14 protein-coding genes are annotated in these 13,843 nt (G+C 60.2%); 6 read left to right on the top strand and 8 right to left on the bottom strand.

All coding sequences use genetic code 11. The annotated features are described in order from the left end of the window. Window positions 1-11: 11 nt before the first annotated feature. The gene (locus tag AB4N47_RS12020; RefSeq protein WP_341637745.1) at window positions 12-443 is read right to left on the bottom strand and encodes a DoxX family protein; all 432 of its coding nucleotides are present in this window, start codon (window positions 441-443) and stop codon (window positions 12-14) included. A gap of 294 nt (window positions 444-737) precedes the next feature. Between AB4N47_RS12020 and AB4N47_RS12015 the strand changes: the two genes are divergently transcribed. Together AB4N47_RS12015 and AB4N47_RS12010 are read left to right on the top strand one after the other, a co-directional pair. Continuing rightward, window positions 738-1,571 carry an oxidoreductase gene (locus tag AB4N47_RS12015; protein WP_016774388.1) on the top strand — a complete coding sequence of 278 codons (834 nt, stop codon included), beginning with the start codon at window positions 738-740 and terminating at the stop codon, window positions 1,569-1,571. Between the two features lie 150 nt (window positions 1,572-1,721). Then, the gene (locus tag AB4N47_RS12010) at window positions 1,722-2,912 is read left to right on the top strand and encodes an MFS transporter (protein ID WP_341637744.1); all 1,191 of its coding nucleotides are present in this window, start codon (window positions 1,722-1,724) and stop codon (window positions 2,910-2,912) included. On the opposite strand, the gene AB4N47_RS12005 is transcribed toward AB4N47_RS12010, so the two are convergent. Then, window positions 2,906-3,505 carry a LysR substrate-binding domain-containing protein gene (locus AB4N47_RS12005; RefSeq protein WP_341637743.1) on the bottom strand — a complete coding sequence of 200 codons (600 nt, stop codon included), beginning with the start codon at window positions 3,503-3,505 and terminating at the stop codon, window positions 2,906-2,908. The genes AB4N47_RS12010 and AB4N47_RS12005 overlap by 7 nt on opposite strands. Between AB4N47_RS12005 and AB4N47_RS12000 the strand changes: the two genes are divergently transcribed. Together AB4N47_RS12000 and AB4N47_RS11995 are read left to right on the top strand one after the other, a co-directional pair. Continuing rightward, window positions 3,449-3,904, top strand: a complete 456-nt coding sequence (locus AB4N47_RS12000; RefSeq protein WP_460154550.1) for a hypothetical protein — start codon at window positions 3,449-3,451, stop codon at window positions 3,902-3,904. The genes AB4N47_RS12005 and AB4N47_RS12000 overlap by 57 nt on opposite strands. 236 nt (window positions 3,905-4,140) lie before the next feature. After that, window positions 4,141-4,356, top strand: a complete 216-nt coding sequence (locus tag AB4N47_RS11995; RefSeq protein WP_056786820.1) for an Atu4866 domain-containing protein — start codon at window positions 4,141-4,143, stop codon at window positions 4,354-4,356. Window positions 4,357-4,401: 45 nt separating this feature from the next. Here AB4N47_RS11995 and AB4N47_RS11990 read toward each other — a convergent pair whose 3' ends face one another. The 5 genes from AB4N47_RS11990 to AB4N47_RS11970 all read right to left on the bottom strand — a co-directional run bounded on the left by AB4N47_RS11990 (window position 4,402) and on the right by AB4N47_RS11970 (window position 9,682). Next, the gene (locus AB4N47_RS11990) at window positions 4,402-4,959 is read right to left on the bottom strand and encodes a flavin reductase family protein (protein WP_056785061.1); all 558 of its coding nucleotides are present in this window, start codon (window positions 4,957-4,959) and stop codon (window positions 4,402-4,404) included. A 137-nt stretch (window positions 4,960-5,096) separates the two neighbouring features. Next, entirely contained in the window at window positions 5,097-6,002 is a 906-nt protein-coding gene (locus AB4N47_RS11985; RefSeq protein ID WP_024012654.1) for a LysR family transcriptional regulator, read from the bottom strand. 84 nt (window positions 6,003-6,086) lie between these two features. After that, window positions 6,087-6,653 carry a GNAT family N-acetyltransferase gene (locus AB4N47_RS11980; RefSeq protein WP_341637742.1) on the bottom strand — a complete coding sequence of 189 codons (567 nt, stop codon included), beginning with the start codon at window positions 6,651-6,653 and terminating at the stop codon, window positions 6,087-6,089. A gap of 86 nt (window positions 6,654-6,739) precedes the next feature. Continuing rightward, on the bottom strand, window positions 6,740-7,744 hold the full coding sequence (locus AB4N47_RS11975) for a Rossmann-fold NAD(P)-binding domain-containing protein (protein WP_341637741.1): 1,005 nt from the start codon (window positions 7,742-7,744) through the stop codon (window positions 6,740-6,742). Window positions 7,745-7,858: 114 nt separating this feature from the next. Next, window positions 7,859-9,682 carry an NAD(P)/FAD-dependent oxidoreductase gene (locus AB4N47_RS11970; protein ID WP_341637740.1) on the bottom strand — a complete coding sequence of 608 codons (1,824 nt, stop codon included), beginning with the start codon at window positions 9,680-9,682 and terminating at the stop codon, window positions 7,859-7,861. Between the two features lie 246 nt (window positions 9,683-9,928). On the opposite strand from AB4N47_RS11970, the gene AB4N47_RS11965 reads away from it, so the two are divergent. Beyond that, on the top strand, window positions 9,929-11,818 hold the full coding sequence (locus AB4N47_RS11965) for a sigma-54-dependent Fis family transcriptional regulator (protein WP_186569025.1): 1,890 nt from the start codon (window positions 9,929-9,931) through the stop codon (window positions 11,816-11,818). A 238-nt stretch (window positions 11,819-12,056) separates the two neighbouring features. Then, on the top strand, window positions 12,057-12,653 hold the full coding sequence (locus AB4N47_RS11960) for a trypsin-like peptidase domain-containing protein (RefSeq protein ID WP_122750270.1): 597 nt from the start codon (window positions 12,057-12,059) through the stop codon (window positions 12,651-12,653). Here AB4N47_RS11960 and AB4N47_RS11955 read toward each other — a convergent pair whose 3' ends face one another. Further along, window positions 12,654-13,841, bottom strand: a complete 1,188-nt coding sequence (locus AB4N47_RS11955) for an HlyD family type I secretion periplasmic adaptor subunit (RefSeq protein ID WP_445941205.1) — start codon at window positions 13,839-13,841, stop codon at window positions 12,654-12,656. Window positions 13,842-13,843: the final 2 nt, after the last annotated feature.

Below are 13,843 nucleotides of genomic sequence, written 5' to 3'. Positions count from 1 at the left end.
CGGCGATTCGATTAGTGGCGACGTGCATCGAGGCTGAAACGCCCTGCGCCGAAAGAAACGATCTGCAAGAGCCCACCGGCCATGGCGATATTCTTGAAGAAGTGAATGAACTGATTCTGGTCCGCCAGGGCGTTATGGAAAATCAGTGCGGTCAGTACGCTGAAAATCGCCAACAGCGCTGCGGTGGTACGTGTGCGATAACCGGCGATCAACGCTACGCCGCCGAGAACCTCGACAGCAATCGCCACGCCCAACGCCAGTTCGGGAAAAGGCAACCCGACAGAGCCGATGTAGCCAATCACCATGGCCGGTGCCGCGATTTTCGACAGGCCCGAAAGAATGAAGATCGCGCTCAGAAGAATCCGCCCGATCAAGGAAACGCTGCTGTTGAGGTTGGAAGACGTTGAGGCAGTGACGCTGGAAATTGTGGCTGCGTGGGACATGACGTGGATTCCGCTGATTTCAGCGCTTCACCATGAAGCGCCGTTGTGGAGCAGATGATGTCACCGCGCGGCTTTGCGCAATAGCCGACAAGTTTCGATGATCAGGTTCGAAAAAATAGAAATGCAGCAGAAATCGAAGTGACCTTCCACTGTGGTCAGCGACGTGTGTTGGTGAGCAGGATCAGGCAAATGTCGCGGACTAATCGGATAACAGCGGCGGGGCGGATTCGGTACGTTGGTCTCGAACGCGGTTCAGCCGAATCCTGAACCGCCGCTATCAAGAGGAGTACTGCAATGAACGAGACTAAGGTTTGGTTGGTTACAGGCTGTTCCACCGGGTTCGGTCGCCACATCGCCACGGCGCTGCTGAATGAGGGTGAGCGTGTGGTGGTCACGGCGCGCAACACACAGCAGATCGAGGATCTGGCCGCCCTCGGCGACGCTTTGATTCTGCCTCTGGACGTGACCGATCCGGCGCAGGCGATGCAGGTCGTACAGGCGGCCGAGCATCGCTTCGGGCGCGTGGACGTGCTGATCAATAACGCCGGCGTTGGCTATTTCTCATCGGTAGAAGACAGCGACGATGAAGCTGTTCGGCGGATGTTCGAGGTCAACTATTTCGGCACGGCCAATATGATTCGTGCGGTACTGCCAGGCATGCGCAAGCGGCGCACCGGCATGATCGTCAACCTCACATCGGTAGGCGGTCTGGTCGGGTTCGAAGCGGTCGGCCATTACTGCGCGACGAAGTTCGCCGTTGAGGGCCTGTCGGAAAGTCTGCGCGCCGAAGTTGCGCCACTGGGTATCGGCGTGATGACCGTTCAGCCCAGCGCCTTCAGAACCCAATGGGCGGGGTCTTCGGGCGCCGCGCAAACGGTGGCCGAGGATTACCAGGCAACCGCCGGCGCTGCGATGCGCGCATACCAGCAATCTGTTGGCAATCAAGCTGGCGACCCAGCCAGGGCGGCAGCGGCAATCTACGCCGCGGTTACCTGCGCAGCGCCGCCGGCGCGCCTGCTGTTGGGCAATGAAGCCTATGAGGCAGCGCAGGCGAAGCTTGCCGCCATGGGTCGCGAGTTCAGCGCATGGGAATCTACCGCCCGTGGCGCGGACTTCCCGACGGCCTGACAGGCGAAGCCCGCACTGATGGCATGGACGCTACAGAATCAGGCAAACACCTGAGAGGAGTGAGTTAACGGGGACGACGCGGTGCGGGAAAAACTGGGCGAGTGAGTTGACTCGCCCAATTTTGAACGGCATTTACCGAGGAGTATTTGTATGAATTCGTCGTCCCCGTCCCGACCTTTCATGTGGCTTTGCGCATTCGCAGCGGGGTCCATGATCGCTAATCTCTATTATCTGCAGCCGATCCTGTCGTTGGTAACGGAGACATTTGATATTCCGCTCGCCACGTCCGGCCTGCTGGTGAGTTGCGCTCAACTTGGCTACACGCTGGGCATTGTGCTGGTCGTCCCGCTCGGTGACGTCCTCGAAAGAAGAGCGCTTCTGAGCCGGATGTTTACCATCAACGCACTAGCGCTGTTTGTGGCTGCGGCCAGCCCGAATTTCTTGTTGTTCTGCGCCGCAGTGTTGATCAGTGGAGTCACGGCATCCGCTGCCATGTTGATTGTGCCGTACGTAGCGTCCATCGCAGCTGAGCATCGGCGCGGTCAAGTGATCGGCGTGGTGATGACCGGGGCCTTGCTCGCGATACCGCTGTCGTGGCTGGTCTCCGGCGGTATCGGCAACGCGGCAGGGTGGCGCTTGGTGTACGCCAGCGCCGGGTGCGCGGCGCTGATCCTGCTCATGCTGCTCAGAATCACCTTGCCAACCGAGCCCGAGCGCCGAGGCCAGCCCGTGCGTTATGAGCAGTTGATGCGCTCGTTGTGGCAACTCATCCTCGAGTATCCAGCGCTTGCTCGCCGGGCGCTTTACGGTGCGCTGGGAATGGCCAGCTTCAGCATGTTGTGGACTGGATTACCAATACTGTTGTCGCAACCGCCGTTCGATTTTTCGACTTCGAGCATCGGACTGATCGGGCTCACGGGAGTGACTGGCGCGTTGATTCCCGGTGTGGTTGGCCGGCTCTGTGATCATGGCTACCGGCACGCGCTGGCATTCGGGTTGGCCTCGTTGATGATACTGGCCTGGGCAGTGCTGAGCTTTGCGGCGACAGGGCTCTGGATAATTATCGCTGCCGCAATGGCCTTGAACGTTGGCGTAATGGGCTTGCAGATCACCCATCAATCGGTCATCTACAAACTGGCCCCCGCAGCCAATTCACGGATTACCGCGGTGTTTATCAGTATCAACTTTGTTGGCGGCGCTATTGGCTCCGCAGTTGCAAGTTTCGGTATTCGGTATGTCGGCTGGGAAGGGCTGTGCCTACTGGGCGCTGCTTTGCCCGCGGCTCTTGTGCTGGCCTATGCATTGAAGGAACGGCCCTTTGCCCGCGTTGCGGTTCAATGAACATGCAAATGGGTGGCGAGGAAATCCATCAGGGCTCTTACGCGTGCGGGCAGATGTCCGCCTTGGCCGACGTAAATCGCATGAATCTCCGTGACGCTTGCAGGCACGAATGGTTGCAGGACGCAAACCAACCTTCCGGCAGCCAGGTCATCTGCAACCTGGCAGAACCCCAGCTTGGCTAGCCCTGCGCCCAGCACCGTCAACTCACGCAAGGCGTCGCCATCGCTGACGCGCAGATTGCCTTTTACCGGGTACATACGTTGCTCGCCGCTCTCGTCGAGCAAGGCCCACTCCATGGCGGGAGGCGAAAAGGTGAAACCCAGACAGTTGTGATCGGCAAGGTCTTGAGGCACCAGCGGAGTGCCCTTGGCCGCCAGGTAGTCAGGAGATCCTACGATCAGCCCTCTGGATTGCCCGAGTCGTTTCGCCACAAGGTTGGAGTTCTTGAGCGCTCCGGTGCGTATGGCGATATCCGCACGTGCTTCGATGAGATCGACCACCTCATCGGTGAGGAAAAGTTCGACGCTGACCCCAGGATGTTGATTCATGAACAAGTTGATGATGGGAAGAAAAAGCTGGCGGCCGATACCCACATTACAGCTGATTCTGACCACGCCCTGCGGTGCAGAACTGGCAGATGCTTCGCGTTCCGCTTCGTCAAGATCGGCCAGTATGGCAACGCTGCGTTAGTCTTGATGGCGCGCTGGCCTGAACACCTCCAGGGACGACCTTGTTCATTTGTTGGTTATGGCACCACGACGGGCGGGGAGGATGAGGTCGACGAGCTTGGATGCGAGTTGTTGAAGCTGCAGGCCATGCCTGTTGGTGGTTATGTGATCGCTGAGATTGCCGAGCGTCTCGAACAAGGCTTCGGACTGGAGCACTTTGCGCAAGCACGGGTTTCGATGGCGCAGTTGTTGATCCAGCTGGCCTGGTGGGCACGGGCGCTGAAAGATGCGCGGGCCTTCTCTCCTTTGCAGAAGTTCGCGTAGTCCTTCGCTTAGCCGTTTCTGCGAGCGCCTGGAGCATTGGGCAAAACCTGTGCAGGAATTGCATAACGGCACCGCGTCGCGACTTTTTACTCTTGCTTCAAGTCCTGCTGAACGGCAGGAAACTCTGATCTGAAAACAGGAGTTCTAAAATGTCCGATGTCGAAATTCGCGTAGCCCCTGATGCGCAAGAACACGCCACGGCAAATTCAGCCGGCGATCAGGGCAAGTACGTTGGCATGTGGGTGACAGCCGACGGTCATATTCGCCATGAGTTGCTGCCAGGAGGGCGATATGACGAGGCTCGCGGTCGGCAAAAAAGCGCTTATCAAGGGCGCTACTGGCTGGAAGGCGACCACATCGAGTATGTGGACGATACTGGCTTTACCGCAGACGGAGAGTTTCGAGATAACGTGCTGTACCACGCGGGCATGGTGTTATATCCCGAGCGCTGACGCATAAGCCGGAATGAACATTCCGGCTTTTTTATTGGTGTCGTATTACAGATTCTGTGGGCGGAATTGATCGCGCAAATCCAGGGTTTCGCCCGCCACCATAAATTTCCCCTGCCCGCGGTAATGCAGGGTTTTGGGGTTTTTCACCGACGTAGCCACATGCGCCTTGACCACTTCCCACACGAACAGACCGTACTCGCCGATAAGATTGGAGTCGAACAGCTTGCACTCGAAATTGGCGTAGCACTCTTTGATCAACGGGGCCTTTACCCGTTCTGCGGGGGCGGCTGTGAGGTCAAATTGGGCAAACTTGTCGATGGCGCCACCGCTGCTGTTGCCGACGGCAACAACCTGGTCCACCAATTCGACGGTGGGCACGTTGATGACGCACTGCTGGCTGTTGTGGATCAGCTCGTAGCTGTGGTTTGCACTCCAGATGTAGCAGCCAAACAGGGCGGGGGAGAACTGCATCATCATGTGCCAACCCATGGTCATTATGTTGGTTTCACCTTGCCAGGCGGAGGTCACCAGGACGATGGGGCCGGTTTCCAGATGCTGGCGAACCTCGCTCAAAGGGAAGTCGGATTTTCGAAATGCGGTCATGGCGCCTCCGGGGATCAAAAGAGGATAAACAGTTGTTGTCAGTCGCTTTCGACAATTCAACTTTCCTGCTTTTTGACATGCATCTCTCCGGCAGCCTTGCTCAGGTTGTCGGATTTTTGCTCTTTTCCCTGAATTGCTTACGTCGGCAAGAGCTGTTCGCCGAACCGCTTGATCAGCCACTGCCCAGCCGGGCCGGGCGGCGAGTCGGTTCGATAAATCGCATCGAAGGCATAGGTGCCGCCTTTACAGTCGGGCATATCAAGCTCGACCAGGCGTCCTTCGTCCAGGTCAGACTGAACCATGGGCACCGGCATATTCCCCCATCCGATGCCCTCTTTGAGAAGCATGTGTTTGGCGCCCAGATCCGCCAGTCGCCAAGTGCGAGTGCTCACGACGGCAAAGTCCTTGTCACCCGTAAGCGTTGAACGATCCGATAGCACCAATTGAACAAACTCTCTGGCAGCGCCAGGGGATTTGGAACACTCGGTTGCAAGCGGGTGTGCAGGCGCGGCGACCGGTATCAATTGAACACTGCCCACGCCGATGCGCTCGATGCCGTCCAGGCCAATGTCCAGCGGACCGCTGATGCCGACTCCAGCTTTCTTCTCCATCACCAGTTGGGTCACTGCCCCCAAGGCTTCCATGTGCAAGTGCAGAGTGACGGTAGGAAATTCTTCCCTGAAGGTCCTTAACGCATCGACTACTCGCTCGGCAGGGAGCATTACATCGAGCGCGAGGTGAACTTCTGCTTCAAGCCCATGCAGCAAACCGGAGACTTTTGCGCGCAGCCCATTTACGCCGTTGGTAATAGTGCGTGCTTCAGCCAGGACCGTTCGACCTGCCTCCGTCAGTTGCGGTTTGCGCGTGGTTTTGCGGTCAAACAGTGAAACCCCGAGCTGCATCTCCAGATTGGAAATGGAGTAACTCACCACCGATGTCGCGCGATGCAGTTTTCTGGCCGCAGCGGCAAAACTGCCCACTTCTACAACCGTCAGAAATACTTTCAGTTGATCAAGCGTTGGTGTTCCTGGATCGGAGATCATTTCTACTGTCTCGAACGTTTGGGGAGTACTTGTCCTGATTTTGCAGACAGCAGCATATACGCAAGATTGAGCACTTGATCGGCTCTAACAATCAATTGACCGGTTTGTTTCTTCGGCAAGCCATTCGCTGCGCGTGATCTCCCACACCTCCACAGGCATCGGCCCCGCCACAAACTGGCCGTCCCGTGTTTCAACCATCCGCATGCCTTCATCTTCGGAAATCTTGCGCGAGGCTTGGTTGGCGGCGGCCTTGGGCACCTGCATCAATGGGCGCATCAAGGTGTCGAACCAGAAGGCATTGATCACCTTGCAGGCCTCGCGCATGTAGCCGTTGCCCTGAAACTGAGGGGCGAGCCAGAAGCCTCGATGGTTACCCGGTTGATCAAACAGGCTGATACTGCCGATGCAGCTCTCGGGCTGAACGCGGGTGCGGATCATCCAGTGCCATTCCTTTGCGGCAGCCATCGCGGGCAGCGCGACATCGCGGACGTAAACAAGCGCGCCGTCGTCCGGATACGGCCACGGAACGCGGCTGTCGAGATAGCGCACGACCTCCCATTGCGGAAACAATCGTTGCACCGCCGCTGCATCACTCAGTTGCAGCGGGGTGAGGATCAGGCGGTGGGTGTAAAGCGTGGGGATGCAATCCATGGCAATCAATCCTTGCGAGCAGTGGCGGGCAGGACCGGTACTCTCTCAAACGAGCAGTTCAAGTGTCGAGCGACCTGTGCGCGGTCTCACTCAAGTAGTTCGATCAACTCCCCACCGTCCTCTTTCAACCGCTGCAAAAACACCTGCGCCTCCAGCAATTGATACGGAAAATACAGCCCCGGCCTTACCGGCGCTTGCCCATCCAGCCCAACCAGTCGCTCCAGCAGCATGGCCACGCTGAGCCCGGTCAACGCCGCTGCGCCTGATCGGTGAACCACGGCGTGGCGTGTGCGCAATGGCTGGCCCTCGTGATCCGTGCCTTCAAGTTCAATGAGTATTTCCGTCGACATCGGCTGGCCCTGACGCCGGGTCGAGCTGACGCCGCTGGCGAGGTTGAACTCGACGTTCGGGGCGTCGGTGGCGGCGGCCAGGCCGGTGACGTCGATGGAGGAAAAGCCGGCGCCCTGCAGGGTCGTGCCGTCGACGGCGAGGAAGCTGACCTTGGCGTCGTCGCCTTCGCGCCAGATGAATTTGCCGTCGCGGCGGGTCAGCGCGGCGGGCAGCATTTTGTTCAGGTGCTCGAAATCGACGGCCACGGTCGGGCCGCCGCCGTCCTGTTCGTCGACCAGTGCATGAATGCGGATGTCATTTACGCGGGCGAACGCCTTGGTGAGGTGCAGCGTTGCCACGGTCGTGGCACCGACCATCCATTCATAGCCGAGGACAATGGGCGACGCGTCGGGCGAGTGGATGAAACTGGCGATCTGCGGGGCGATTTCGAACACGCCGGAAGAGATGCTCAGGTGCGGCACCTTGCGCTTTTGCGCAAAGCGCAGCCCGGCGAGGGCGTGGTCCATGTAGAACAGGACGATGGCGCTGATCGGGCGATCACCCAGCCCCAGATCTTCTGCGCGAGCATCGATGACCACACCCTGGGCATTGCCGATTTGCTCGGCGGTTTGCTCAGCCTTGGCGAGGTCGCGTCCGCCGATCAGCAAGGGGACGTCGGGATGCGCCGCGCGCAATGCGCGGGCCGTCTGGTGGCCGATGGCGCCGGAGCCACCCATGAACAGAATGGGATGAAGTGGCATGAATCCTCCTCATTTTTCCTGGATTGAAACGTGCTTGGGCTAGACACCCTAGCACGCACTTTCCAGTTCGCCGGTGCGCTTGGCCTGCGCACCGACGAACGACCACTGGAGGAATCAGCCCAGATGATGCCGCTGTGCAAGGCGATAGACATCGGTGTCGAGGCCTTCGAAACGGGCCTTCAACTGCAACGCCAGATACAGCGAATAGTGCCGTGACTGATGCAGGTTGCCGCCGTGGAACCAGAGGTTCTGCTGCTGGGTCGGCTTCCACATGTTGCGCAGTTCACCTTCATACGGGCCGGGGTCGTTGGTGGTACCGGAACCCAGGCCCCAGCAGCGCCCGACCTTGTCGGCGACTTGCTGAGAAATCAGCTTCGCGGCCCAGCCGTTCATCGAGCCATAACCCGTCGCATAAACGATGAGATCGGCCGGCAAGCGGCTGCCATCGGTGAGCACCACCGCATCCGCTTCGATGCGTTCGACACCGAGGCCCGGCGCGCTCTTGAGCTTGATCGTGCCGTTGGCGATCAGTTCCGAGGCGCCGACGTCGATGTAGTAACCCGAGCCACGGCGTACGTATTTCATGAACAAACCCGATTCGTCATCGCCGAAATCGAGCATGAAACCCGCCCGGCTCAGGCGTTCATAGAAGTCCTCGTCGCGCTCCTTGATCGCGTCGAAGATCGGCCGATGAAACTGTGGCATGACCTTGTACGGAATCGAGGCGAACAGCAGGTCGGCCTTGTCCGTGGTCAGACCCGACTCGAGCGCCTCTTCGGAATAAAGCCCGCCGAAAACCAGTTCCATCAGGCTGTCTGAACGCACGATGTGCGTGCTCGAACGTTGCACCATGGTCACCTCGGTGCCGTTTTCCACCAGATCGGCGCAGATGTCGTGGGCTGAATTGTTCGCGCCGATGACCACTGCGCGCTTGCCTTTCCACGCATCGCCGCCGGGGTGACGGCTGGAGTGATGTTGCTGGCCCTGGAAGTTTTCGGCGCCGGGATACACCGGCACATTCGGTACGCCAGACATGCCGGTGGCGAGGATCAGTTGCGTCGGTTGCAGGGTGACGGGCTCGCCGTTGCGCAGGACCTCCACGGTCCAGCGGCCAGTCTCTTCGTCAAACGTAGCGCCGAGGCATTCAGTGCGCGGCCAGTAGTTGAGTTCCATGACCTTGGTGTACATCTCCAGCCAGTCGCCGATCTGGTCTTTCGGGGTGAACACCGGCCAGTGGTCGGGGAAGGGCAGGTAGGGCATGTGGTCGTACCAGACCGGGTCGTGCAGGCACAGTGACTTGTAGCGGCCGCGCCATTGATCGCCGGGGCGTTCGGCTTTGTCGATGATCAGCGTCGGTACGCCCATGCGTTTGAGCCTTGCGCCGAGGCCGAGCCCGCCCTGACCGCCGCCGACGATCAGGCAGTACGGTTGCGTGGTGATGCCCAGCGCCGCTTCTTCATCGCGGCGGCGTTCCAGCCAGTTGCGCTTGTCAGCGTGGGCGTGGCCATGGCTCGCACCCATCGGCCGGCGGCGGCCGCTGGGTTCTTCGAAGCCTTTGAGTTCGCGCATGGTGGTCAGCAGCGTCCAGCACAGACCGTCCTTCAGGCGCACGTAGCCTTTGCCGCGCGCCGTGTCGGTTTCCAGGCTCATCCAGCCTTCGAGCACGCCGTCGCAGAGCGTGGCTTCACCTTCGAGTTGCCAGCGTTCGGGCCGGGTCTGCTCAAGGCGTGTTTCGAGCATGTCGCGAATCGCCGGTTTGCCTTCCAGGGTGACGAGGTTCCAGCTGAACAGCAGCAGGTCACGCCAGTGGCATTCTTCGGCAAACAGCTCCAGCGTGCCGTCCACATCTCGTTGCGCCAGACGTTCGCCGAGGCGTTCGACCCAAGCGGCGAGTTGCGCTGTTGGCGTTTGCAAAGGGGTTTCAATAGCGATGTTCATGGGGCCACTCCCGATCTTGTTGTTTTGGTAAGCCATGGCATCAGAGCAAGGCTTGGGCCATCTCATTGAAAGGCGCGGGCCAGAGCGTTTGATGCAAAGGCCGACAAGGCTTGGCGCAGGCGACATGTCACAAATTCGAGAATCGCGGATGACACTGTGTCACTCGGCGCGAAATTCCCCCGCAACGAGCTTTTCATCTAAGCTGCGGACACACCCGTGTCTTCACCGAAGCGGAGAACAACAACAATGAAACCGGCCTCGATCAACGCCCACGCGCGCCAGGTACTGCAAGCCGTGCAGGGCTCTGTTGCCAGCCACAGCGCGGCGGCAGACCTGGCGATCACCCGTTCGTGGCGGCGCTGCCTGGATCAATACCAGCTTGATCCGGCCAGCCGCCGCGCGCCGGACGTGCTCGAACAGGCGCGTTTGCGCGAACACCGTGCGCCGCTGGAACACATCATTTCCGTGGCGCACTGGCAGATGAACAGCCTGCACCAGCAACTGGGACGTGACGGCCATGTCGTGCTGCTCACCGATGCGCGCGGCGTGGCGATCGACAGCGTGTTCAACGAAGCCGAACGCGGCGAGTTCCAGCGCTCCGGGCTGTGGCTCGGCTCGGTCTGGAGCGAGGAGCACGAGGGCACCAACGGTGTCGGCACCTGCCTGGTCGAGCGCCAGCACGTGACCATTCGCCGCGACGAGCATTTCCGTGGTCAGCACGTCGGCCTGACCTGTTCGGCCAGCCCGATATTCGACGCCAGCGGTGGGTTGCTCGCGGTGCTCAACCTTTCCTCCGTGCGCGAGGAAAGCAGCCTTGAGCAACGCTTCAAGGCCATGGCCCTGACCAATCTGTCGGCCAGGTTGATCGAGAGCTGTTTTTTCCTCGGCCACGATCCGCAACGCTATTTGCTGCGGTTTCATCCCGACGCCGGGTTTGTCGGGCTGCTGGGTGAAGGCCTGCTCAGCTTCGACGAGAGTGCGCGGATCTGTTCGGTGAATGCGGCGGCGCTGGATCTGTTGGGCCTGAGCCGCGAGCAAATGGTCGGGCAGTCGTTGACCATGTTGCTGGAAACGCCGATGGAGCAGTTGCTCGATCAGGCCAGTGCTCAGGCGCACGTCTGCTGGCCGATGCGCTTGGCCGACGGGCGCTTGTTCTACGGCCAGTTGCGCGAACCGATCCGCTCCGCGCCGTTGACCCTTGCGCCTGTCCCGCCAATCAAGGATGAGCGCGTGTGCCTGGAAGACCCGCGCCTGCAACGCGGATTCGCTCGCGCGTTGCGTGTACTGGAGCGTGACGTGCCGGTGTTTCTGCAGGGTGAAACCGGCACCGGCAAGGAGGCCTTTGCGGCAGCGCTGCATCGCGCCAGCTCGCGCGCCGGCCAGCCGTTTGTCGCGATCAACTGCGCGGCGATCCCAGAGACGCTGATTGAAAGCGAGCTGTTCGGCTATCGCGGCGGCAGCTTCACCGGCGCGCGCAAGGACGGCATGGTCGGCAAGCTTGAGCAGGCCCATGGCGGCATTCTGTTTCTCGACGAAATCGGCGACATGCCCCTCGCGCTACAGACCCGTCTGCTGCGCGTGCTCGAAGAGCGCCAGGTTGTGCCGCTGGGCAGCGCAACGCCGCGACCGCTTGATGTACGCCTGATCAGCGCCAGTCACCAGAATCTGCCAGCCTGCGTGGCCGACGGACGCCTGCGCGAGGACCTGTTCTATCGCATTGGCGGTTTCGCCGTGGAACTGCCGCCGCTGCGCGAGCGTTCCGACAAGGGCCGTCTGCTTGACCTGCTGCTGCGCGAAGAAGCGGCGGGCGCCACTGTGCGGCTGCAAGCGGGAGTTCGAGAACGCTTGCTGGCGCAGCCCTGGCCGGGCAACGTCCGGCAACTGCGCACCTGTTTGCGTACGTTAGTGGCGTTGGCAGTGGAAGGCCGGGTCACGCTGGAGGACGTGCACGAGTTACTGCCCGCAAGTGACGACCAACCTGTTGACGATCCACTGGGCGTATCCGAACGGCAAACTCTGCTCAGCATGATCGAAGCTGAACACTGGCATGTCGCGCGAGTTGCCCGTCGTCTGGGGATCAGCCGCAATACGCTGTACCGCAAGCTTCGTCAGCATGGGATCACCCGGCCTGGTTGAAGACAATCGCGATCATTTGCGTTCATTCGCTGTAGATTGCGTGCATTGCCTGGATATTGCTTGGATCCAATCATTAACTCACTATATCGCACGCCGACAAGCGGTAGGCTGAGCCTATTGCTTAAGGTGATGGCGCAATGACATATTGCAGCACCTTTCCTCACTTCAAGATGTACCGAAAATGCGCCCCCTCAAGTCACTTGTCGCAGCGTCGTTGCTGCTCAGCGGGTGCAATGGAATGCCAGTCGCTTTTGTTCAGGATCCTGTTTTAGACCAAGCCTTTGTCGTTCACTCCGGCGCGCCTTTGCCTTACGTGCTGATGGGTTCGGCTGTGCAATGGAATGAAGACTTCGCCGTGACGGTGAAGCACATTCCTTACTTGTCGGGCACGGTTTTCCAGGGGCAGGCAGATGTGCAGTTCTTCCGTCACAAGGCCAATAGCGTGCCGGCGTGGCGCGGCTACAAGCCGGGCGAGGAGCTGACTTCGGTGGGCTTCAATTCGCTGTACATGTCGGTCAAGGGCACCGGCCAGGCGCTGCCGGCGATGGTTCGCCTCGACGTCAAAGAGGGCAACGTGCTCTACGGCACCCATAATGGCGCGCTGGCCAAAGGCATGTCCGGCGGGCCGGTGTTTTCCGCCGATGGCAAAGTGGTTGGCATCAACGTGGCGTTTCTCACCCGTGACGATGTCAGCCGCCTCAAACGTAAAGACTTGCTCGATCAACCGCGCGTAAGCATTTTTTTGCCGTACGCGGAGATCAATCGCGAGTGGTCGCGCTATCAGGCCAGCATCACCCCGACAGCGCCACCGGCGACCAAACTGGCCAGCCGCTGATCAGCGTTCGCGCATCGCTTCGCGGGCGCGGTTGAGCGGTTTGATCAGGTAGTCGAGCACGGTTTTTTCGCCGGTACGGATGTCCACCGTGGCGATCATCCCGGGCACGATGGCGAAGCGTTTGCCGGCCTTGTTGCGCAGTTCATCCGAAGCGGTACGGATGAACACGCGGTAGTAGAAGATCTCCGGCTTGGCTTCGTCCTGAATCGTGTCCGGCGAGATCGTCACCACTTCGCCGTCGAGGCTGCCGTAGATCGAATAGTCATAGGCGGTGATTTTCACTTTCGCCGCCTGGCCCGGGTGAATGAAGGCGATGTCGCGCGGCGAGATGCGCGTCTCGATCAGCAGTTGTTCATCGAGCGGCACGATCTGCATGACCTGGCCGTTAGGCGCAATGACGCCGCCAATCGTGCTGACCTCGATATCCTTGACGATGCCGCGCACCGGCGAGCGCAGGGTCAGGCGCGACAGTGAATCGGTGCGACCACGGATCACCGCTTCGAGCATCTGCGCTTCGGCGTTGGCCTTGGCCAGGTCTTCGCGGGCGCGGACCATGTAATCGGAGCGGGCTTCGGTGGCTTTCAATTCCAGCTCCGAACGCTGACGGGTCAGGCGCAGCACTTCGACCCGGCTCGAGGCGCCGATCTTCGCCAGATTTTCAGTGATCGCGAGTTCGCTGCGCACCAGTTTCAGCGAGCTCTGAATACCGTCGAGGGTTTCCGCCAGACCTTTGCGCCGGGTCTGGTAGAGCTCGGTTTCGGCGCGGATCAGATCGGGAAACTCCTGCAGCGATGCTTCGAACGTCAGGGGCTTTTCGCTGACTTCGGCCTGCAAGCGGTTGACGCTGGCCAGCGCCGCGCGGTACTTGGCCGCGCTTTCGCCGACGTTGGACTGGTTCTTCACCGGGTCCAATTGCGCGAGGATCTGCCCGCGCTCGACCAAAGCACCTTCGCTGACATTGAGCTGCTCGAGAATGCCGCCCTCCATCGACTGAATCACCTGCTCGCGCGAGCTGGGCACCACTTTGCCGGTGCCGGTCGAGACTTCGACGATCTCGAACCACGCGGCCCAGGCAATGAAGCAGGCGAGCATCAGCGCGCAACCCCAGATCACCTTTGCGCCACCGGCAAGTGCGCGCTCATCGCGGCCATCGAGGTAGGACATCGGGTCCGGCACGTCGGTCATCATCG

The organism is Pseudomonas sp. S3_G06 (assembly GCF_054667565.1).
The sequence above is the reverse complement of the archived record's forward strand: the minus strand, read 5'-3'. Positions and strand labels throughout refer to the sequence as shown.